Genomic DNA, 20181 nt, shown 5'->3' on the forward strand with positions numbered 1-20181 from the left:
CGGACAACCGCGTCCGCTCGCGCAGCACTACGGTCAGGCCGCCAGCTCGTCACGCTCGTCCGTCGCCGGGTTGCCGCGCTTCTTGCGCCGCCAACCCCGCACGGTCGCGATCGCGGTCTTCAGCCCGCGCCGGCGCCCAGTGGTGGGGTCGATGCCGCCGAAGCCCTTGAGACCGGCGAACATCCGCTCGCTACGGGTCTCCGGGGCGTCGTCGGCGGTGTCGCGCAGGTAGCGGTCGGGCAGCGACAGCTTGGCGATGGTCCGCCACGCCTTGGCGTATTGCAGCAGGAATGGGCCCGTCGTGTACGGCAGGTCGTATTTGTCGCAGACCTCGCGCACCCGCAGCGAAATCTCGGCGAGCCGGTTGCTGGGCAGGTCCGGATACAGGTGGTGCTCGATCTGGTGGCACAGGTTGCCGCTCATGAATCGCATCACGGGTCCGGCGTTGAAGTTGGCGCTACCCAGCAGCTGGCGCAGATACCACTGGCCCTTGGATTCGCCGACCATGTCGGTCTTGGTGAATTTCTCGGCCCCGTCGGGGAAATGCCCGCAGAAGATCACCGCGTTGGACCACAGGTTGCGGATCACGTTGGCGGTTGCGTTGGCTTTCAGCGTGGACATATATGTCGCGCCGGGCGACAGCGAGGTCAGCGCCGGGAACGCGACATAGTCCTTAACGAGCTGTCGAGCCGCTTTGCGCCCGAATTCACGTATCCGGCGCCGCGTCTCTTCCGGGGCTGCGCGACCCTTGAAGATCTTGCCGATCTCCACGTGCTGCAAGCCGACTCCCCACTCAAAGCCGATCGCCAGAATCGTGTTGAACACCAGGTTGAACAGGTTGTGCCGCTTCCAGCGCTGGTCTCGGGTGACCCGCAGCATGCCGTAGCCGACGTCGTCGTCCATCCCGAGAATGTTGGCGTACTTGTGGTGTACAAAGTTGTGGTTGTAGCGCCAGTGCTTGGAGGCGCCCAGGTTGTCCCACTCCCAGGTCGTGGAGTGAATCTCGGGATCGTTCATCCAATCCCACTGGCCGTGCATCACGTTGTGGCCGATCTCCATGTTCTCGACGATCTTGGCCACGCCCAGCGTCACCGCGCCCGCCCACCACGCCGCGCGTCGCGAGCTTGCCGCCAGCAGCACGCGGCCGGCCACTTCCAGCGCGCGCTGGGCGGCAATGGTGCGACGGATGTAGCGGGCGTCCCGCTCGCCGCGCGAATCTTCAATGTCAGCGCGGATGGCATCAAGTTCGACGGCCAGGTTTTCGATATCGGCATCGGTGAGGTGCGCGAATACCTCGATGTCGGTGATGGCCATGCCCCGCCTTTCTGCAAAAGTCGTGCCAGCGTTGACCTACGCTATCGTAGGCTACGAAACCGTAGGTTACCAACGAGTAGCGCCTGAGAATCGGTTAAATATCGAGCACGCAGTCGCCGGAGGCGGCCGAAACGCAGGTCTGAATCCGGGTGCCGGGCTCGTGTTCAACACCGGTTCGCAGGTCGCGGACATGGCCGTCGACCAGTGGTACGACGCACGACCGGCAGATGCCCATCCGGCAGCCGAACGGCATCCGCACCCCCGCCTGCTCTCCAGCGTCCATCAACGAGGTCGCCGCGTCCGCCACCGCGGTCCGACCGCTGCGCGCAAACGTGACGGTCCCGCCGGCTCCCGCGGGGGCGGCCCGAGACACCGCGAAGCGTTCCAGGTGCAGCCGCTCGCCGATACCCGCCGCCGACCACGCCTTCTCGGCCGCGGTGAGCATGCCTTCGGGCCCGCATGCCCACGTCTGCCGCTCCCGCCAGTCGGGCACCTCGTCGTCGAGGCGAGCAAGGTCGAGCCGGCCCTGGGTGCGCGTCGCCCGCAACCGCAGGTGGTAACCGTCGTGTTGGCGTTCCAGCTCGGCCAGTTCCGCCGCGAACATCACCTCCGCTGCCGTGGGTGCTGAATGCAGGTGCATGACGTCGGTGACCTGGTTGCGCCGAACCAGCGTGCGCAGCATCGACATCACCGGCGTGATCCCGGTGCCCGCGGTCAAAAACAGGATCGCAGGCGGCGCGGGGTCGGGGAGCACGAAATTTCCCTGCGGCTCGGCCAATCGCACGATCGTGCCGGGCCTGACGCCCTCAACCAGGTGGGTGGACAGGAAGCCCTCGGGCATCGCTTTGACGGTGATCGTCACCGTGCGCGACGCCGTGACCGGGCTTGATGTCAGCGAGTACGACCGCCACCGCCATCGCCCGTCCACGAGCAGTCCGATGCCGATGTACTGACCGGGCTGATAGTCGAAGCGAAAACCCCAACCTGGTTTGATGACCAGCGTTGCGGAGTCGCGTGTTTCGCGGCGAACCTTCACGACCCGCCCTCGCAACTCCCGTGCCGACCACAGCGGATTGGCCAGTTGCAAATAGTCGTCGGGCAACAGCGGCGTCGTGATGCGGGTGGCGATTCGGCGCAGCAGGTTCCAGCCCGGATGTTTGTCGGCGCCGACAATGGTCGGCTCCTGGGTGTCGACGACGTCGGCGGTGATCTTTGCGTACTTCTTGCTCGTTGGTTCCATTAGGAAGCTCCTGCTCACCGTGCGGTATGCGGCTTCCCGCCCACCCGTTAAAACCTACGGTAGCGTAACCTACGGTGCTGTAGCACGGCGGCTCAGAGCAAGTCGAGCAGGAACGGCAACTCCTGGGTGGCATACCAGGCCAGGTCGTGGTCCTGGGCGTCGCCGACAGCCAGTTCGGCATCCTCGTCGCCGAGGTCGGCCGCGTCGATGGCTGCGATCGCAGCGGTCACCGCCGCCTCCGCGGCGGCGTTGTCGACGAACACCGCGACGACATCGTCGAGGGCGACCGGCCCGCCAAGCCGCACCACGGCGTCGTCGAGATCCGGCCGAAGCGCCACCGCTTCTGCCTCCTCGACCTCGGCGACCACGACCGCGCGCCGCGGCGGCAACTCACCGCAACCCTCGTCGCCGGTAGCCAGCAGCCGCAGCGACGCCAATGCGGCCTCGCGCAGCGCCACCTCGCCAAGCTCCTCGTCGTCGCCTTCGGCATAGGATTCGCGGAGCGCCGGGGTCACCGCAAACGCGGTGCCGTTGACGGGCCACAACGAGCCGTCGGCAACCAGTCGCTGCAGCATCGCCAGCGTCGCCGGGACATACAGCCGCATCAGCTGAGGGTAACGGGACTATTCGCGGTCACCGAGCAACGTTGCCACGTAGTCGTCTACGTAGGTCGACAGGTCGCGGGGCGGCCGTTGATAGTTTCCGCTTACCACCGGGCGCGCCGGAAGCTTGACTTTCGGCTTCGCCACCTCGTGATAGTCGATTGTCGACAGCAGATGCGCCATCATATTGAGCCTCGCATGCTTTTTGATATCGGATTCCACCACATACCAAGGACTGGCCGGGACGTCGGTGTGCACCATCATCTCGTCTTTGGCGCGTGAATAGTCCTCCCACCGATACACCGATTCCAAGTCCATCGGACTCAATTTCCATTGCCGCACAGGATCATGCAACCGCTTCTTGAATCGGCGCAGTTGTTCGTCGTCGGAGACCGAAAACCAATATTTGCGCAACAGGATCCCGTCTTCGATGAGCATCTGCTCGAAAATCGGTGTCTGCCGCAAGAACAACGCATGCTCTTTCGGGGTGCAAAAGCCCATGACCTTTTCGACGCCGGCGCGGTTGTACCAGGAGCGGTCGAAGAGCACGATCTCTCCCCTGGCGGGCAGGTGGGCGATATATCGCTGGTAATACCACTGTCCTTGTTCCCGATCGCTCGGCGCCGGCAGCGCGGCGATGCGCGCCACCCGGGGACTCAAGTATTCGGTGATCCGTTTGATCGTACCGCCCTTGCCTGCGGCGTCGCGACCTTCGAAGATCACCACGATACGCGCGCCGGAATGTCGCACCCACTCCTGCAATTTGACGAATTCCGTTTGCAGCCTGAACATTTCGGCTTCATAGACCTTGTTGGATATCTTAGGTTGCCGAGCTTTTCCAGACTTGGGCTTTTGTCGCTTTTTCGCCTTTGCCGACGCGCCATTGGCTTGCTGTGTGCTCACCCCAGCAGATGCTAGGGGTGCGCGCCGATTACTTTGCGGCTTCCAGCAATTCTTCGAGCGACTCGGTCAGCAGCGACGGCAGCACCTCGACATCACTCATCGCTTCGCGGTCGGCGTTGATCCCGAAATAGAGCATGCCGTTGTAGGACGTCACGCCGATGGCTAGGACCTGGTTGTTCAGCAGCGGCGGAACGGCGTAGCTCTCCAGCAGTTTGGCCCCGGCAATATAGATCTGCGACTGCGCGCCGGGCGCGTTGGTGATCAGCAGGTTGAATACACGCGCCGGCAAACTGGTGGCGACCCGAATACCCATGGCGTGCAAGGTAGGTGGCGCGAAGCCCGACAGTGTGACGATGCTGCGGGCGTCGACCAGGCTGGCGGCGGTCGGGTGCGACTCGGTGGCATGGGCGATCTGCGAAAGCCGCACCACGGCGTTGCTCTCGCCCACCGGCAAGTCGATCAGAAACGGTGTTACCTCGCCAATCGACTGTCCGGGACCGGGGACGTCGAATTTGTCCTCGGGGTAGACCGACATCGGCGCCATCGCGCGGATGGTCGCGGTCGGCGCCACCACCTCACCGCGGGACAGCAGCCAGTTACGCAGAGCGCCGGCGATCACGGCCAAAACCACATCGTTGACGTCGCAGTCGTAGCGCGCCCGCACCGTGCGGTAGTCCTCGAGTCGTCCCCGCGCGACCGTGAACCGTCGGCTGCGCGAAACCGGGGCGTTAAGCGGGCTGTTGGGCGCAGTGCCACGCGCGACCGTGAGCGCGAAGTTGAGCATTCGCCGGCCAACGTCGATCAGCAAACCCGAATTGGTGATCGCCTCCGCGACACCGGAGGTGACAGCCTGCAGCTGAGCCCCGGGACGAGATAACCAGTCTGCGATGGCGCCGAAAAGCAGACGGGTGGTGCCGGGTTCGCGGCCAGGCACCCAAAAGTCCTCGGGTAACGGCGGCGGATGCCGCGTCCGGTCGGCGATGACGTGGCCGATCTCCAGTGCGTTCATGCCGTTGATCAGCGCTTGGTGCGACTTGGTGTAGAGCGCGATGCGGTTTTTGGTCAGCCCCTCGACCAGGTACATCTCCCACAGGGGTCGGGACTTGTCCAACGGCCGCGCGGCCAGCCGTGCGATCAGCTCGTGCAGTTGTTCGTCACTGCCCGGCGACGGCAGCGCCGAGCGCCGAACGTGGTAGGTGATGTCGAAGTCGCGGTCGTCGATCCAGACCGGCCTGGCCAGGTTCATCGTCACTTCGCGGACTTTTTGGCGGTAGCGCGGTATCTGCGGCAGCCGCTGCTCGACGGTTTCCAGCAGCGTTTCATAGCTCAGCCCGGCGCGTGGCCGCCGCAGGATCGACAGCGAGCCGACATACATCGGCGTGGCGGTGTTCTCCAGCCGGTAGAAGGACGCGTCCGTGGTGGACAACCGCGTCACAGCCCGCCCCCCTTGGTGTTTCGTGCAATTTGCTTACCGGTTGTCGCTCACCGTAACCGCGAGCCCGGGCGCTGTGGAGCGCGGGTGCACGGAAACGTCGGTTGTGCGAGGATGACCGCAGCTGTCTGCCACTCTCCAGCAGGCCCTTCTCCTGTCCGACCAAGTGCTGGAGGGTGCACATTGACCGTCAACCTCAACCGCTGTGTTGCCGTCGTGCCCGTCGTCGACTACGAGCCGCCGCCGCGCGACGTCCAGCACTGTAGGCCGGCCTCGCAGACCGCGCTGCGACGTCCCAGCGCGCGGGCCCCGCGTCGAGCAGCCGGACATCACCGGACACCGGTCATCTCACCGGGGTTGCGGACCGCGGCCGATTTCGCCGACGCGGCACTGCGCCGCGTGCTCGAGGTCATCGACCGGCGACGGCCAGCGGCACAGCTGCGGCCGCTGCTGGCGGCCGGACTCGCCGAGTCGGTGCTCGCGCGAGGCCCTGGAGCGACCAGTCGCCATGGGGCGGCGGTGCTGCGCCGATTGCGGTTGCAAGCCGCCGGTCTGCACAACCCGCCCAGGGCGGCCGAGGTGTTCGGCACCTACAGCCGGGGCCACCGGATACACGCCATCGCCTGCCGGGTGGAACGACTGGCTGGTGCTGATGACAACCAGTGGCAGGTGGTCGCGTTGCATATCGGTTGACTGGCAAGCTATTTCGACGTGACAGCAACGAGCGGCACTGGGCCGCCAGTCAAACGCGCAACCACCGGACCCATGATGGCCACGACGAACACGTACGACGTCGCCAGCGCGGCGGCACCGACGATCGACGAGCCGACGATGCCGATGATGATCAACGAAAACTCACCACGCGCGATCAGCGCGGTGCCGGCGCGCAATTGCCCGCGACGGGCCACGCCCTCGCGCCGGGCTGCGAACATCCCTGTCGCCACCTTGGTCGCCGAGGTGACGACGGCCAAAGCCACCGCGACGGGAAGCATAGGCACGAGCTGCTGGGGGTCGATGGACAGGCCGATCCCGAGAAAGAAGATGGCGGCGAACAGGTCTCGCAGAGGTGTCAGCACCTTGCGGGCCCGGTCCGCGGTCTCACCCGTCAAGGTGAGGCCGACCAGGAATGCACCGACGGCGGCCGACGCGTGCACTGATTCGGCCAATGCCGCCACCATCAGGGTGATCCCGAGGACCCGCAACACCAGCTGCTCGGAGTCGGGGTGAGTCACCAGCCGCCCGAAATGGTGGCCCCAGCGGTACGACGCGGTGAATGCCGCACTCAAGGCGGTGATCGCGGCGACCATGCCGGCGAGCGCGTGAAACCACCGGCCGCCGGAGGCCAGGACCGCGAACAACGGAAGGTATCCCGCCATCGCGAAGTCCTCCAGAACCAGCACGGCCAGCACGGCTGGGGTTTCGCGGTTCCCGATCCGGTGCAAATCCTCCAGGAGCCGGGCGATCACGCCTGACGAAGACACATAGGTGACGCCGGCCATGGCCAGAATCCCGATGCCGTCGAGTCCGAGCACCCAGCCGGTCAGCGCGCCGGGGGTGGCGTTGAGAACGGCGTCGACCGCAGCGGATGGCAGATGGCGTCGCAGGCTGCTGGCGAATTCCACCGCCGAGAACTCCAGCCCCAAGGTGAGCAACAGCAGCACCACACCGATCGGCGCGCCCGTGCTGATGAACTGGCCGGCCGCCGGCACCGGCGCGAACCCGCCGTTCCCAAGCGCCAAGCCGGCAAGTAGGTACACCGGAATCGGTGAGAGCGCATATCGACGCGCCAACGCTCCCAGCAAAGCGAGGGCAGTGAGCAGGGCGCCGAGTTGCAACAGCAGCGGCACCGGAATCTGCACGGGCTCAGCCCTTGTCAACGATCTGCTGGACCCCGGCGATACCGTCCTTGGTACCGATGACAATCAAGACGTCGTCAGCGCGCAGGATTTCCGAGGGCCCCGGTGATGCGAGGACCTGCTCATTGCGCACGATCGCCACGATCGACGCACCGGTGCGGGTGCGGGCCCGGGTGTCACCGAGGGGTCGGCCGACGAACGGGCTTTCCGGCGGGATCCGGACTTGACCTGTTTCCAGACCGGGTATTTCCCGGGTCAGCTCGGTAAACCGTTCGGCAATCCGGGGGGCGCCGAGAATCTGGGCTACCGTGTCGGCTTCCTCGTCGGTGAGACGGAAGACGGGCCTGGCCTGGTCAGGGTCCTCGGGGCCGTATAAGACGATCTCGAAGTCGCCGCTGCGCCGGGCGATGATCCCGATCCGGTCACCTTCGTGGCTTGCGAACTCGTAGCGCAGGCCCACCCCGGGCAGCAACACCTCCTTGACATCCATGCCGTCAATACTTGACGAAAAGTCGGGGCGATGCCGCGATTTCGGTTGACGGCTTTACGAACACGCGACCAACCGCGAAGATCCCGCGCTGCGGGAAGTAGAAGTCGGCCATGCGCGCCTGCTCGGCGAGCGGCCCGACCGGGCCGAGGTCTTCACCTTCGACGACCGCGCGGCTAGCGCTGACATACCAGATCCGCAGCGGATTGGCATCGAAGTGCTGACCATTGGAGGTCTGGCCGCTCAGCCCGACCTTGCCGACCCCCAGAATCGGCCCCGCCAGATGCCCCATCAGCGAAAGCACGGGACGCGACCGCCATAACAGGGTCGGCATCAGCGAACCGACCAGACTCATCGCCCGCGTCACCGGCGTGGAGCCGAGGTCAATCGTCCAGTCCACCGCGGCATCGTCACAGGTGTGAATCCGCAGCCGCCGCGGCCCCTCCCAGTCAAGCCCGATCGACGTGACCCGAATGCGCTGCACGTCGGCGCCGAAATAGCGGCTGCAGGCGACCTCGCTCGGCGTCGATTCGTAGAACGTCCAGCTGCCGTCCGGATATCGATGCCAGATCGATGTGAAGGCCGCGCCGATCGAGGACGCGGTCCACCGGCGTAAACCAAGCACGTGCCCGGAGCGGAAAGGCAAACCCATGACTCCGTACCCGGAAACCCGCTCGCAGCTTGCCGCGGGCAGTGTTGGATGGTCCTCGGCGTGCCGGGCGAAATCCGACGGCTGCCTGGTCGTGCGGTGCAGTGTCATGCAGACAATGCTGGCCGTCTCGTGCGCTGTGCACATGAGGCGTTTGCCTCAAATTCTGGGTGCGACGAGCGCTTAGCGCTTCTTGGCCGATTTCGGCGGCTTAGGCCCGCGACCTTGCCGGCGCGCAGCTTCGCGCCGTTCGCGTCGACTGGCGCCGGCGGGCACTCCGGCCGGTGTCTTTTGTGCCCCGCCGTTGCGTTGCACCTGGGCCGATCCATCCTCGGCTGGGCCGGAATAGGTCAGCGCACGCGACTCGTTCTCGATGCCCTTGGCGCGCAAGGCATTCGGTGTCGCCTGACGAGCCGCGGCGCCAACCCGCTGCTGCGCGCTGGCCGCGGCGGCGGTAGCGAATTCTGCCAGCTCGTCCTCGCTCGCCGCCGGTGCGGTCTCGGGAGCCGGTGCGGCCTCCACGGCCACGTTGAACAAGAAGCCCACCGACTCCTCTTTCAGGCCGTCGAGCATTGCAACGAACATGTCGTAGCCCTCGCGCTGGTATTCCACCAGCGGATCGCGTTGCGCCATCGCGCGCAAGCCGATGCCCTCCTTGAGATAGTCCATCTCGTAGAGGTGCTCGCGCCACTTGCGGTCGATGACGTTGAGCAGCACGCTACGTTCCAGCTCGCGCATCGCGCCGTCACCGGCAAGCGCCTCGATCTCGGCTTCCCTTGCGGCATAAGCTCTTTCAGCGTCTTTGAGCAACGCGTCGAGCAGCTCTTCGCGGGTGAGCTCACCGGGTTCGCCGACCGCGTCGGGGTTGAACAACTCCCGGTAGTCGATGCCAACCGGGTAGAGGGTCTTCAACGCATCCCAGAGCTTGTCCAGATCCCAGTCTTCGGCGTAGCCCTCGGCCGTCGCGCCGTTGACGTAGGCGGTGACCACGTCGCGCACCATCGACAACGCCTGCTCCTTGAGGTTTTCCCCCTCGAGGATGCGGCGGCGCTCCTCGTAGATGACCTTGCGCTGCTGGTTCATCACCTCGTCGTATTTGAGGACGTTCTTGCGCACTTCGAAGTTCTGCTGTTCGACCTGGGTTTGCGCGCTCTTGATCGCGCGGGTCACCATCTTGGCTTCGATCGGCACGTCGTCGGGCAGGTTGAGCCGGTTTAGCAGCGATTCCAGCGCCGCGCCGTTGAAGCGACGCATCAGCTCGTCGCCCAGCGACAGGTAGAACCGCGACTCGCCGGGGTCACCCTGGCGGCCGGAACGCCCACGCAGCTGGTTGTCGATGCGCCGGGCCTCGTGGCGCTCGGTGCCCAGCACATACAGGCCACCGGCCTCGATCACTTCCTTGGCTTCCGCGGCGGCTTCGGCCTTGACGATGGGCAGTTCCTCATGCCAGGCCTGCTCGTATTCGTCCGGTGTTTCGACCGGGTCGAGGCCGCGCTCGCGTAGCCGTTTGTCGGTGAGGAAGTCGACGTTGCCGCCCAGCACGATGTCGGTGCCGCGGCCGGCCATGTTGGTGGCGACGGTGACCGCGCCGCGCCGGCCGGCCTCGGCGATGATGCCCGCCTCCTGCTCGTGGTATTTGGCGTTGAGCACGTTGTGCGGGATGCCCCGCTTGGTGAGCAGCCGTGACAGATACTCGGATTTCTCGACGCTGGTGGTGCCGATCAGCACCGGCTGGCCCTTCTCGTAGCGCTCAGCGACGTCGTCGACGACCGCGAGGTATTTCGCTTCCTCGGTCTTGTAGATCAGGTCGGACTGGTCGGTGCGGATCATCGGCTTATTGGTCGGGATGCTGACCACGCCGAGCTTGTAGATCTCGTGCAGCTCGGCTGCCTCGGTTTGGGCGGTGCCGGTCATGCCGGCCAGCTTTTCGTAGAGCCGGAAGTAGTTCTGCAGTGTGATCGTGGCCAGTGTCTGGTTTTCGGCCTTGATCTCGACGTGCTCCTTGGCCTCGATGGCCTGGTGCATGCCCTCGTTGTAGCGGCGGCCGTACAGCACCCGGCCGGTGAACTCGTCGACAATGAGCACCTCGCCGTTGCGGACGATGTAGTCCTTGTCGCGGTGGAACAGCTCCTTGGCTTTCAGCGCGTTGTTGAGGTAGCTGACCAGCGGCGAATTGGCCGCCTCATACAGGTTGTCGATGCCGAGCTGGTCTTCGACGAATTCCACGCCGAGCTCATGCACCCCGACCGTGCGCTTGCGCAGGTCGACCTCGTAGTGCACGTCCTTTTCCATCAGCGGCGCGATGCGGGCGAACTCGGTGTACCAGTTGGTGCCGCCTTCTGCGGGACCGGAGATGATCAGCGGGGTGCGGGCCTCGTCGATCAGGATGGAGTCGACCTCGTCGACGATGGCGTAGTGATGTCCGCGCTGGACGCACTCCTCCAGCGAATGGGCCATGTTGTCGCGCAGGTAGTCGAACCCGAACTCGTTGTTGGTGCCGTAGGTAATGTCTGCGGCGTAGGCCGCGCGGCGCTCGTCGGGTGACATCTGCGCGAGGATCACGCCGACGTCAAGGCCCAGGAAACGGTGCACGCGGCCCATCCACTCGCTGTCGCGTTTGGCCAGGTAGTCGTTGACGGTGACGATGTGGACACCCTTGCCGCCGATCGCGTTGAGATAGGCCGGCAGCACCGAGGTCAGCGTCTTGCCTTCACCGGTTTTCATCTCGGCGACGTTGCCGAAGTGCAGCGCGGCGGCGCCCATCACCTGCACATGGAAGGGACGCTGGTCGAGTACTCGCCAGGCTGCCTCGCGGGCCACGGCGAACGCCTCGGGCAGCAGGTCATCGAGGCTTTCCCCGTCGGCGTGGCGCTTCTTGAACTCGTCGGTCTTGGCCCGCAGCTCGGCGTCGGTGAGCTTGGCGACGTCGTCGGACAATGAGTCGACATAGTCGGCGACCCGCGCCAGGCGCTTGACCATGCGACCTTCACCAAGGCGCAGCAACTTCGACAGCACAGCTAGGTCCCCTGTGGGTAGACGGAGTCTTCGGCGTACTCCATCGTAGGGGACGAACCGGCGCGCACCCCGCTCGTCAAGCCAGCCGGATCAGGCCGTAGTCGTAGCCATGGCGTCGGTAGACGACCGACGGCTTTTCGGTCTCCTTGTCGTAGAACAAAAAGAAGTCGTGGCCGACAAGTTCCATCTCATAGAGTGCGTCATCCACCGACATCGGCTTGGCCGGGTGCTCCTTGACGCGCACGATGCGACCCGGCTCGTGGTCGGTGACCGGACCGCCGTGCGTGTGCGGTTCCGTGTCCTCGGGGCTGAACGCGGTGTCGGGCGGCGCCGCCGCAGCAGCCTCACATAGGGAAATGGGGGTCTTGTCGCCGTAGTGGACTTTGCGCCGGTCCTTGACGCGCCGCAGCCGGTTCTCCAGCTTGTCCACCGCGGTTTCGAACGCGGCGTAAAAACTGTTTGCACAGGCCTCGGCCCGCTTCACCGGCCCGCGCCCACGGGCGGTGATTTCGACCCGTTGACACGATTTGCGCTGACGTCGGTTGGGTGCGTGTTTGAGTTCGACGTCGAAAAGGTAGATGGAGCGATCGAACCGCTCCAGGCGGGCGAGTTTCTGCGAGACATAGACGCGGTAGTGGTCGGGGATCTCGACGTTGCGGCCCTTGACGACAACCTCAGCGCGAGGTGTCGGTTCGGCCTGCTCGTCGGTGTCTGCCAGTAGGTGGTCGTAATCCACGGTTTGCCTTGACATTCCTGACAACTCGTTTCTCTCGCGTCGCACGCGTTCGCGTGCCCGGCTCTCACGTGTGCGCCGACGGGGTATCGAGGTCTCACGCAGGCCGCCCGCCGGTGCAAGGGTGTCGAGAACTCACCTCCTACCGTTGTCGGCGAAGTGGCGCCCGGATATCTGGCTTCTAGCCGCCGCCGTGAGGTGTTCACGGATGCTTGACCCGACGGTAGCCCGTGTTCACGCCGAAGTGCCAGTACTTTTGTCGAGCTGTTCCGAGTTGTTCACGATCGCGGTCAAGCCGCGGCGATCGTTAGCACACCCGCGATCCTGCTGCCCACCGTTTGCAGGACACGGACCGACTCGCGCGCGGTCGTCCCGGTGGTGACGATGTCGTCGACCAGCAGCACCTCGACGCCGGGTGGCAGTGGCTGACGCCGAAGCTGCACGCGGCCAGCGATATTGCGCTCACGCGCGGTGCCGCTCAACCCCGCCGAATCGCGCGCTAATTCCTTCATCCGCAACGCCTGGACCACCGTGATGTCGGGATGGCCGGCGACGGCGATAGTTGCCATGCGGGCGACGGGATCACCGCCGCGCCGACGCGCCGCCGACTTGCGTGTCGGCGCGGGCACGATCGTCAATGGCGTCTCGAGCATGCCCCAGGTGAGCAGCCGATGCAGTCCAACGGCCAGCGCGTGCGCCAACGGTTGCACCAGGTCGGTGCGGCCGTGCTCCTTCATCGCCACGATCGCCTGCCGTCGCGCACCGGCGTAGCGGCCTAGCGCGAACACCGGGACCTGCGGGTCGACGCGCGGGCTCACCACATGCGGCGCGTCGGGGGCAACCTCCAGCTCCTTCGCGCACGTTTCACACCAGCGGGTTTTCGGCGCGCCACAGCCGCCGCATTCGAGCGGGAGGACGAGATCAAGCATGGGTGAATTGTGGCGATAAGGGGTAACAACAAGTGCGTACCAGGTTTGGGATCACGAGATAAAAGGCCCGCGCGGAGAAGGGTCCGATCAACGGAGGTTCCATCCGACGCATCGTCCAATTTCGTGTAACGCTTCATCGGAAAGCTCTGGGTGCTTCTCGCGGAATCGCCGGAGAATGTCATTCACTCCCTCTTCAAGCGACATATTGCCCCACTCTATGGGCATACTAACTGCTTCCCGTACAAGCTCTGAAACCTTCGCGGTCAACACTTCACCTTGTGTCGTTCCAAAAACCGCGAAGACCTTTTCCTTGTCGATCCTGGGTACCGCTGAATCTTTAATGGCCGCTACAACGGCGGTGTTAATGGCGTTCGCGTCCATCGCCGCAACTCCCTTCAGCGTTCGAAAATTATGGTCTCTGCACCGGTCTCGGGATCGATAATAACGATTTTAGTCACGTTTGGGTTTTCAATAAGTCTGGGAAGCTCGACCGTTTCCCATACATTGCCGGGGCGCAGGTTGGAGCCGATAACGGCATGGACCTCACCATGTACATTTTCTGCATACATTCCAGAGACCTTAGACCACCATTCCTGTGCTGCCTGGTCATCAAAGCTGAACTTCGGTGGTGTTACACCGTTTCTTTCTAAGAGTCCTTCTAGGGTTGTCCCTTCATGAGAGGCCGCATAAACGTCGGCTGCTCCATTACCACCGGCTGACTCGGGACCAATTCCAAGTCCGTCCGCAGTTCTACCTGACCAGAAAAATGCGCCATCTGGGGGCGGGGTAACTAGTTCTTGGGCCGGCAATTGGTAAGGGCCGATGAAATCGCCATCTGCGACCGCCGCCTCACCGCTGCTGGCGTCGCTGCCGTGATGACTTTCATGCTCAGGCGGTGTGCCGTCACCAGGCGGATGCGGGCCAGCCCCGTCACTGGACGGGTGCGGTTGATGCGGACCGTCGTCACTATGCGGATGTCCGGATTCGCCCGGTAAGCCGTCACCGGGCTGGCGCGACCCCCGCGGGCCGACCCCCTCATTTGGTCCTTGGGGCCCACTACCCTCAGCAGGCCCCTGGTGGCCACCATGACCGCTCGGGAAACCTCCATCGGGTGATTGCGGTGGGTGAGCACTCGGCGGCGAAGAATCTGGCATTGGCAAGTGGGGCGCAGATCCCGCCGGTGCGGATTGTGCCGCGTGCGCGGCGGCCATCGCCGGTTCAGCAGGGTTGCCAACGGGTGCCGCCGACGGCCGAGCGGCGGCGGCTTCTAGCGGTTGCGGCTGCGTTGGCGGCACTCTCTCACCCGGCACGCTCGCGGCACTTGCCGGATGCTGGCCTGGCGAGACCGGCGATCTCGGCGGTTCACCGGCAGGCTTTTCCGCTACTGGCGCCCTGGATTCGATGGGGCTGTGCGGCAATGAACCGTCCGTTGGTGCAGAACCCGGCTTGGCCGGTGCTGGCGCGGCGGGCTTGTCGGGTGGCACTGGCGGCCGATCAGGTGCCGGCGCGGGTGGCCGTTCGACGGGTGGTGCTTCCACACGGGGAGCGGGCGGTGCTACCGGGATTCCGGATTTCGCCGCATCGGCGACCGCTGCTTCCCCACGGCTCGCCTTGGTGGCGGCCTCACCGGCGTCGGCGGCGGCGCGAGCTCCCTTACTGGCCGCCGCCGCTTCTCCCCCGCCCGGGGCAAATAGCGTTGCGATGTCGAAGGTGCTCTTACCGGCGGCCTCGGCGGGATTTGTCTTCCATTCATCCCAGTGCGTTATCCCTTTACCGAGGTTCTTCCACGCCTCGCCTACCCCGGGCGCGTTGTCACCGCCGAGACCAACCAGCGGCGCCATCCCGCCGACCATGTCCTTCCAGGAGTGATACCAGCCTTTCGGGTCGACGAGGGCCCGCGCAGGGCCGTACGTCCAGTCATCCTTGAGCAGCCCGCCTACTTCTTCGCCAAAACCCTTTCCGAACTGGCCGACCTGGTTGATGGCTCGTCCCACATCTGTGCCGTGCAGAAACTGATCCCACTCTTTGCCGGCATAGTGGCCCATCGTGCTGATAACCGTCGTCGCCTCAGAAACCGCAGCCGCGATCTGGTGGCCCAGTGCGTTGGCCTCGGAAGTGAATTGGTTGACCACCGTGCGAATGTCGTCGGCGATCTTTTTGATCTCGTCTTCGTCTTTGTCGGTGAGGATGTCCCACACCTCTTTGATCCCGGTCAGGGGATCACAGATGCGGGAGAGCAGATCCAGAATCGCTGCGTGAACCTGGTCGATCCTGGCGGCGTACGCATTGAGCTGGTCCGCGATTGCCGAGCACTGCTGTTTGATCGCCGTGCAGCTGCGATCCGAGTCGGTGAGTGCATTGGCGATGGCCTCAGCCTCGGGAATCTGTTGCGCTCGAACGGTTCCCAACGGCCCCGCTAGCCCAAATTTCTCGCCAACCGAAAATTCCATGCCAGCGGCATTCCAGGCCTCCGCGGCGGCGCGCAACTTCGCCGAATCCCCGTTGGGCCAGATCATCCCGATATAGGGCGCTACCCATCCCCAGCCCGCCGGTGTGCTGCTACCTGCTCCCACAGCCGAGGGTGACGAGCCGGCTGAAATTGATCCCGTCGACGGCGGCATTGGAAGTGGATCGCTTCGGCCCGACACATTCGACATCGCCTCGGCCACAGAGTAGTTGTGCGCCGACATCCGCACGCCATCGCCGATCTTGCACAGTCCATTTCGCGCCGTCGCCATCGCTTGGATCAACTTCGACGCTGAACTGTCGTAGCTGCGGCCCAATGCCGCGCCAGCCGGATCATTACCGGCCATGCCTGCGCATCCCGATAGCGTCCCGGTCAAGGTCGAGATCACCGACCCCAGCCCTTCGCCGACCGCGGCAACCGCAGATCCCGCGCCGTCAAGTGCCCCCGGATCGACCGCCAGCGGCGCCATCAGCTCACGACCACATGCCTACGTTCTTGGCCATCGCGCCGGTGTAGTTGGCGTGCGCGGTCTTGGCTGCGCCTTGCAGCTTGGTCAGCGCTTCGCGCATCATCGCTTCACCCTGGGTCCAATGCCGATGCGCCTCGATGTGTGCGGCAGCAGCTTCACCCGACCACCGCGCGTGCAGATTGCTCACCAGCGAATCGATTTCGGTGAGCATGCTTTCGGCGTAACGCTGAAACTCGGCCATGCGCTCCACCGCTTCGGCCAGCGCCTCGGGATCGACACGAAACGCCTCAGCCACCGCGCACACCCCGCAGTGCCTGAGCGGACGCCGACTCTTGCTGCTGAAACTCCTGGCCGGCTTTACCGACCGCCTCCGCCAAAATCGACAACCCCAACATCACCTCGCCAGCCCCCCCGATGCCACAAGTCCCACGCCGAGGCATAGGCGCGGCCAGACGTGCCCTGCCAACCCCCCCAGCATCTGCCCGACCTCGCCGTCGAGCTCAGCCAACCTGTTCCGCAGGGCATCCGCAGCACCGCCCAGCGCCTGCGCACAACCAGCCATCGCCTCAGGATTTACCCGCAGCGGCTCACCAGAATCCACGCCGCAAAACTAACGATTCACCCCGGCCGGCACAACTCAGCCCGGCAGTACCGGCACCGCCCCGGGTACCATGAATCCCGGCACGTCGGACCACATTTGTTCGTTCTCAGCTGCCGAGCCCGAAAGCTGAAGCACCCCACGGGGATCGGCGACGTACACCGCCGACGGGTTAGCCGCGATCATGCCGACCGGGGTCTGCAAACCCTTGCTGGGCGCATCGGAGTTGACGCCGTCGAGGTTGACGTACGAGACCGGGTGCTGCGGATCGGTGCGGCTCACCGCGATGTCATCGCCGGTGCGCCAGGCCAACGACACCACCGACGACCCCAACCCGAAACCCAACCGGCGGGGATACGTCAGCGCGAACTGGCCGGCCTGCGGCTGCTCCACGCTGGCCAAGATCACCTGTCCCGCAATGACCATCGCCGCACGTGTTCCGTCCCGAGACAGCTGCAGCTCGCTGATCGGACCCGGAAAGCGGCTGGACACCGCGGCTGAATCCACCGGGATGCGCGCGGGCTGACCGGACGCCGGTTCCTGAATGGCCCGCAGCACGTTGTTGCCATCGACCACCACCCATACGGCGTCGTCGAGGGACCAGCTTGGCCGCGACATGCTGTGCCCGTCGGCAGACTGCACCGCTTCACCGCCGAGATCGCCAATCCACAGCGCCGCCGCCATGTCCGGTGCGCCGGGCCGCTGCGTCACCACTGAGGCCACCCGGCGGCCGCTGCGGGACAGCGTAGCCGCGGTCTGGTCGGGCATCTGGCCGAATACGCCGGGCACCGCAGTCGACCGCTGCCCATCCAGCGATACCAGCGAGCCACCGACCAAGGCGTGCACCCCCGCAGCGGCGCCGTCGGCGACACCAGGGTCGGTAGAAGCCACATCGGAGGTGGTCCACCCGTCGGCGAACCGGTCTTCCAGCGCGGCACCCTCCGCGTTGATCACATACGGCCCCTTGATATCGGCCCGCGCGAGCGTCCAAATGATCTGTGCCGCAAGCAGTTGGCGGCTGTGCGGGTCGGTGGCGGACAGGCTTTCCAGGTCTACCCGCGCCCCGCCGTACCCACGACCAACTCCGGTTTTGCCGCCGTCGGCTCGGGTCACCGGTCCACGCAGCCGCAACGGTGGAGCGAGCAGATTGCGCACCGACCTGGACATCTCCGGGCGTGGTCCGGCGATCAGTTTGGAGACCAGCTCGGTGGCCAGCTGGTCGCGATCGGAGACGGCGACGTAGCGCGGATCGGGCACCACCGTCTTGCCGGTCGGGTCGGCGAAATACAGCACGTTGCGCTTGTAGGTCGCCTGGAACTGCTGCCAGTCCAAAAACACCCCGTTCGGCAGCCGGTCGATGCGCCAGCCCCCGGAAGTTTTGACCAGCTCGATCGGTCCGGGATCCGGCAACACTCCCTCGGCGGTCTCGAACACCCCCATGTCGGACAGCGAACCCAGGATGTCAGCCCGCATGGTAACTGAAACCCGTTCGGCGGTGCGGGTTTCCACGAACACCACGTGGTCTATCAGCAGCGCGCTACCGGCGTCGTCCCAGGCGTTGGACGCAGACTGGGTGAGAAACTGCCGTGCCGCCAGGTGCCGGTTGGCCGGATCGGCTGTGGCCTTGAGGAATTCGCGCAGCAGCACGTCGGGATCCATCCCCGGGGTCGGCTTGGGCAGGTTCGACGGCGCCGGTCGCGCGACGGTGCCGATGGCTTGCGGCGCTGATGAATTCGGCACGGACGCACATCCGGCAACTACCAGAGCCGACATCAGCAGCGCCGCCAACTGGCGCATCACGCACCCCTCTCGGCGTGCTCTCGCTGGCGGGGTGGCCGCTCTTTGCGTTCAGCCGCAATCGGTTTCATCGGCAACGGGCTGGTGGTCACCTTATGACCCCGCACCAACGGAAGGGTAAGCCGGAAGCAGGCGCCCTTGCCGGGCTCGCCCCAGGCCTCCAGGCGGCCCTGATGCAGCCGCGCATCCTCGACGCTGATCGCCAGACCCAGCCCGGTGCCACCGGACCGCCGCACCCGGGACGGGTCCGACCGCCAGAAGCGGCTGAACACCAGCTTCTCTTCGCCCGGTCGCAGCCCAACCCCATAGTCGCGCACCGTGACCGCGACGGTGTCCTCGTCGGCGGCCATCCGGATTCGCACCGGCTTGTGCTCGGCATGGTCGATCGCATTGGCGATCAGGTTGCGCAGAATGCGTTCCACCCGCCGGGTGTCGACCTCGGCGATCACCTGATTGGGCGGCAGATCCACGATCAACTTGACGCCGGCGTCCTCGGCCAAATGGCCCACGCTGGCCAGCGCACTGTTGACGGTCGCACGCAAATCGACCGACTCGACCGACAACTCGGCCACTCCAGCGTCGTGGCGCGAGATCTCGAGCAGGTCGTTGAGCAGTGTTTCGAACCGGTCCAGCTCGCTGACCATCAATTCGGTGGAGCGCCGCAGCGCCGGGTCGAGGTTCGCGCTGTGGTCGTAGATCAGGTCGGCGGCCATCCGCACGGTGGTCAGCGGGGTGCGCAGTTCGTGGCTGACGTCCGAGGTGAACCGCCGCTGCAGATTGCCGAACTCCTCCAGCTGGGTGATTTGCCGCGACAGGCTTTCTGCCATGTCGTTGAACGACATGGCCAGCCGGGCCATGTCGTCTTCACCACGCACCGGCATCCGCTCGGAGAGGTGGCCCTCGGCGAATCGTTCTGCGATCCGCGAGGCCGACCGCACCGGAACCACGACCTGCCGCGAGACCAGCCACGCGATCCCAGCGAGCAACACCAGCAGCACGATGCCGCCGGTGGTCATGGTGCCACGCACCAGCGATATCGTGCTTGCCTCGTTGGCCAGCGGAAAGATCAGGTAGAGCTCAAGATTGGTCACCCGCGACGGCGTCGGGGTGCCGATGATCAGCGCTGGCCCGGAGAAACCCTCGGTGTGTACGGTGGCGTACTGATAGGCCACCTGACCGGCCTTGACGAAATCGCGCAGCGAGCTTGGCACCTGATCGATCGGCCCTGCAGTGGTCGCGGCTCGCGGACCGTCGCCCGGGACCAGCAGCGCGGCGTCGAACGCACCGGCCAACCCGGCACCGGAGGACGGGTCGGTTTTCGACGTCAAGGTGTTGCGGGCAAGTTGAAGGCTGCTGTCGAGTGATCGTGCTTCTTCGCCGCTGACGATCCCACTGACCGTGTTGCGCGCCCGCTCGATTTGTTCGATGGCAGCGTGGACTTTCACGTCGAGCACACGGTTGGTGACCTGGCTGGTCAGCACGAAGCCCAGCGCCACGATCACGGCGAATGACAGTCCGAGAGTCAGCACCACCACTCGCAACTGCAGCGAGCGCCGCCAGGCCACGCCCAAGGCTCGACTCAACGCACCCATCCCGCGCATCAGGGGTGCCGAACGCCGATGTATGCGTCGCCGAGAGGCCCACATCACAAGCGCCGCTCCTCCTCACCGCGACGCTTTGCAGGGTTGGC

At 65.2% G+C, this 20181-nt stretch carries 17 protein-coding genes; 1 reads left to right on the forward strand and 16 read right to left on the reverse strand.

All coding sequences use genetic code 11. The features are described 5' to 3' along the window. Nucleotides 1-33 precede the first annotated feature (33 nt). The 5 genes from MYXE_RS17670 to MYXE_RS17690 form a co-directional block, all read right to left on the reverse strand. On the reverse strand, nt 34-1314 hold the full coding sequence (locus MYXE_RS17670) for a fatty acid desaturase family protein (protein ID WP_003920853.1): 1281 nt from the start codon (nt 1312-1314) through the stop codon (nt 34-36). Between the two features lie 94 nt (nt 1315-1408). After that, entirely contained in the window at nt 1409-2554 is a 1146-nt protein-coding gene (locus MYXE_RS17675) for a ferredoxin reductase (protein WP_085196673.1), read from the reverse strand. Nucleotides 2555-2646: 92 nt separating this feature from the next. Beyond that, nucleotides 2647-3159, reverse strand: coding sequence for a DUF6912 family protein (locus MYXE_RS17680; protein ID WP_085196675.1), 513 nt, complete (start codon nt 3157-3159; stop codon nt 2647-2649). Between the two features lie 18 nt (nt 3160-3177). Beyond that, nucleotides 3178-4059 carry a polyphosphate kinase 2 gene (gene ppk2, locus MYXE_RS17685; RefSeq protein ID WP_085196677.1) on the reverse strand — a complete coding sequence of 294 codons (882 nt, stop codon included), beginning with the start codon at nt 4057-4059 and terminating at the stop codon, nt 3178-3180. Between the two features lie 28 nt (nt 4060-4087). Further along, nucleotides 4088-5434, reverse strand: coding sequence for a WS/DGAT/MGAT family O-acyltransferase (locus MYXE_RS17690; RefSeq protein ID WP_232061848.1), 1347 nt, complete (start codon nt 5432-5434; stop codon nt 4088-4090). Between the two features lie 273 nt (nt 5435-5707). On the opposite strand from MYXE_RS17690, the gene MYXE_RS17695 reads away from it, so the two are divergent. Further along, nucleotides 5708-6184 carry an Rv3235 family protein gene (locus MYXE_RS17695; RefSeq protein ID WP_085196681.1) on the forward strand — a complete coding sequence of 159 codons (477 nt, stop codon included), beginning with the start codon at nt 5708-5710 and terminating at the stop codon, nt 6182-6184. Between the two features lie 8 nt (nt 6185-6192). Here the strand turns inward: MYXE_RS17695 and MYXE_RS17700 are convergent, their stop codons facing one another. The 11 genes from MYXE_RS17700 to mtrB form a co-directional block, all read right to left on the reverse strand. Beyond that, complete coding sequence (locus MYXE_RS17700) at nt 6193-7350, reverse strand: cation:proton antiporter (RefSeq protein WP_085196683.1); 1158 nt, start codon at nt 7348-7350, stop codon at nt 6193-6195. Between the two features lie 4 nt (nt 7351-7354). Beyond that, nucleotides 7355-7837, reverse strand: a complete 483-nt coding sequence (locus MYXE_RS17705) for a cation:proton antiporter regulatory subunit (RefSeq protein ID WP_003920860.1) — start codon at nt 7835-7837, stop codon at nt 7355-7357. Nucleotides 7838-7841: 4 nt separating this feature from the next. Further along, the gene (locus MYXE_RS17710) at nt 7842-8594 is read right to left on the reverse strand and encodes a hypothetical protein (protein WP_197904872.1); all 753 of its coding nucleotides are present in this window, start codon (nt 8592-8594) and stop codon (nt 7842-7844) included. A 72-nt stretch (nt 8595-8666) separates the two neighbouring features. Continuing rightward, nucleotides 8667-11498 (reverse strand): preprotein translocase subunit SecA, encoded by a 2832-nt coding sequence (gene secA, locus MYXE_RS17715; RefSeq protein ID WP_003920862.1) that lies wholly within the window; start codon nt 11496-11498, stop codon nt 8667-8669. Nucleotides 11499-11574: 76 nt separating this feature from the next. Continuing rightward, nucleotides 11575-12249 carry a ribosome hibernation-promoting factor, HPF/YfiA family gene (hpf, locus tag MYXE_RS17720; protein WP_085196687.1) on the reverse strand — a complete coding sequence of 225 codons (675 nt, stop codon included), beginning with the start codon at nt 12247-12249 and terminating at the stop codon, nt 11575-11577. A gap of 272 nt (nt 12250-12521) precedes the next feature. Beyond that, complete coding sequence (locus tag MYXE_RS17725) at nt 12522-13160, reverse strand: ComF family protein (protein ID WP_085196689.1); 639 nt, start codon at nt 13158-13160, stop codon at nt 12522-12524. An 87-nt stretch (nt 13161-13247) separates the two neighbouring features. After that, complete coding sequence (locus tag MYXE_RS17730; protein WP_085196691.1) at nt 13248-13541, reverse strand: hypothetical protein; 294 nt, start codon at nt 13539-13541, stop codon at nt 13248-13250. A 14-nt stretch (nt 13542-13555) separates the two neighbouring features. Next, entirely contained in the window at nt 13556-15646 is a 2091-nt protein-coding gene (locus tag MYXE_RS17735) for a hypothetical protein (protein ID WP_142688754.1), read from the reverse strand. A 454-nt stretch (nt 15647-16100) separates the two neighbouring features. Then, nucleotides 16101-16391 carry a WXG100 family type VII secretion target gene (locus tag MYXE_RS17740; protein ID WP_039889825.1) on the reverse strand — a complete coding sequence of 97 codons (291 nt, stop codon included), beginning with the start codon at nt 16389-16391 and terminating at the stop codon, nt 16101-16103. 342 nt (nt 16392-16733) lie between these two features. Beyond that, on the reverse strand, nt 16734-18491 hold the full coding sequence (gene lpqB / locus MYXE_RS17745; protein ID WP_112650266.1) for an MtrAB system accessory lipoprotein LpqB: 1758 nt from the start codon (nt 18489-18491) through the stop codon (nt 16734-16736). Continuing rightward, nucleotides 18491-20140, reverse strand: a complete 1650-nt coding sequence (gene mtrB, locus MYXE_RS17750; protein ID WP_039889813.1) for an MtrAB system histidine kinase MtrB — start codon at nt 20138-20140, stop codon at nt 18491-18493. Before mtrB ends, lpqB begins: the two co-directional genes overlap by 1 nt. Nucleotides 20141-20181 lie beyond the last annotated feature (41 nt).

Origin of the sequence: Mycobacterium xenopi (genome assembly GCF_009936235.1) — a bacterium.
Taxonomy (GTDB): domain Bacteria; phylum Actinomycetota; class Actinomycetes; order Mycobacteriales; family Mycobacteriaceae; genus Mycobacterium; species Mycobacterium xenopi.

Bases quoted from the DNA above. Each gene is read 5' to 3' on its own strand.
- MYXE_RS17670 (WP_003920853.1), bottom strand. From the start codon at position 1,314: ATGGCCATCACCGACATCGAGGTATTCGCGCACCTCACCGATGCCGAT.
- MYXE_RS17675 (WP_085196673.1), bottom strand. From the start codon at position 2,554: ATGGAACCAACGAGCAAGAAGTACGCAAAGATCACCGCCGACGTCGTC.
- MYXE_RS17680 (WP_085196675.1), bottom strand. From the start codon at position 3,159: ATGCGGCTGTATGTCCCGGCGACGCTGGCGATGCTGCAGCGACTGGTT.
- MYXE_RS17690 (WP_232061848.1), bottom strand. From the start codon at position 5,434: ATGTATGTCGGCTCGCTGTCGATCCTGCGGCGGCCACGCGCCGGGCTG.
- MYXE_RS17705 (WP_003920860.1), bottom strand. From the start codon at position 7,837: ATGGATGTCAAGGAGGTGTTGCTGCCCGGGGTGGGCCTGCGCTACGAG.
- MYXE_RS17710 (WP_197904872.1), bottom strand. From the start codon at position 8,594: ATGACACTGCACCGCACGACCAGGCAGCCGTCGGATTTCGCCCGGCAC.
- hpf (WP_085196687.1), bottom strand. From the start codon at position 12,249: ATGTCAAGGCAAACCGTGGATTACGACCACCTACTGGCAGACACCGAC.
- MYXE_RS17725 (WP_085196689.1), bottom strand. From the start codon at position 13,160: ATGCTTGATCTCGTCCTCCCGCTCGAATGCGGCGGCTGTGGCGCGCCG.
- MYXE_RS17730 (WP_085196691.1), bottom strand. From the start codon at position 13,541: ATGGACGCGAACGCCATTAACACCGCCGTTGTAGCGGCCATTAAAGAT.
- lpqB (WP_112650266.1), bottom strand. From the start codon at position 18,491: ATGCGCCAGTTGGCGGCGCTGCTGATGTCGGCTCTGGTAGTTGCCGGA.